The organism is Stenotrophomonas sp. GbtcB23 (assembly GCF_019091045.1).
Lineage (GTDB): Bacteria > Pseudomonadota > Gammaproteobacteria > Xanthomonadales > Xanthomonadaceae > Stenotrophomonas > Stenotrophomonas rhizophila_A.
The window spans coordinates 1-244 of sequence record NZ_JAGXKC010000603.1 but is presented as its reverse complement, the minus strand read 5'-3'; the positions used below and the strand labels follow the sequence as shown (position 1 = coordinate 244).

Below are 244 nucleotides of genomic sequence, written 5' to 3'. Positions count from 1 at the left end.
AACGCCCAGAAGCGCGAGACCGACATGCTCCTCCAGGTGTCGAAGCAGATCGAAGGCCACACCATCTGTGCGCTGGGTGATGCGGCCGCCTGGCCGGTCCAGGGCCTCATCCGCAACTTCCGTGCGGAGATCGAGGCACGTATCGACCAGTATAGCCACAACGCCATGGATCATGGCGCCGTTCTGGAAGCTGCGGAGTAAGGATTGTGACGAAGACGGGCAAGGATCGGGATATGGAGGCGGC

1 protein-coding gene is annotated in these 244 nt (G+C 61.9%); it reads left to right on the top strand.

Annotated features, from left to right (window positions below):
* Positions 1 to 201 (top strand): NADH-ubiquinone oxidoreductase-F iron-sulfur binding region domain-containing protein (locus KVS69_RS21310; protein ID WP_302675401.1); only part of this gene is annotated, 201 nt, incomplete at its 5' end.
* Between the last annotated feature and the right edge of the window lie 43 nt (positions 202 to 244).